This is a genomic window from Actinoplanes sp. NBRC 103695, from assembly GCF_030269485.1.
In the GTDB taxonomy this organism is placed as follows: Bacteria; Actinomycetota; Actinomycetes; order Mycobacteriales; family Micromonosporaceae; genus Actinoplanes.
On the sequence record NZ_BSTL01000123.1, the window covers coordinates 1 to 589 of the forward strand.

The 589-nt window shown below is 67.1% G+C and carries 1 protein-coding gene; it reads right to left on the reverse strand.

Translation table 11 applies throughout. The features are described from left to right. Positions 1 to 589 (reverse strand): biosynthetic peptidoglycan transglycosylase (locus QSK31_RS48540; RefSeq protein ID WP_285692000.1); only part of this gene is annotated, 589 nt, incomplete at both ends.

Sequence of the window (589 nt, forward strand, 5' to 3'; positions counted from 1 at the left end):
GCGGCCGGCATGTCGGCCGGTTTGATCCAGCCCTTCTCGACCATGTTGTTCAGGGTGTACTGCCAGCGCTCCTGAGCGGCCGGCAGGTTGTTCTGCGGGTCGTAGCCGCGGTGGGTCGCGGACGGCTCGGGCTGCTTGATGACCGCGGCGATGACCGCGGCCTCGGCCGGGGTGATCGCGCCCTTGGCGCCGGGCTGGGTCAGCGCCGAGCGGCTGTTACCGAAGTAGGCCTTCACCGCGGCCTCGATGCCGTACGCGCCCCGGCCGAAGTACACCGAGTTCAGGTAGCGGCCGAGGATCTCGTCCTTGGAGTAGTGGTCCTCCATCTTGCGGGCGATCACCGCCTCGCGCAGCTTACGGTTGTAGCTGATCTCCTTCAGCTCCGCCGCGTGCCGGGCGTACTGCTGGGTGATCGTCGAGGCGCCCTGGGTGTCACCGCCGGTGAAGTTGTTCCACGCGGCCCGCATGATGCCCTTCATGTCGATGCCGTGATGGTCGAGGAACCCCTTGTCCTCGGCGGCCATCACCGCCTCGCTGATGATCGGGTTGATGCTCTGGTACGGCAGCAGGGACCGGTTGGTGTCACCGA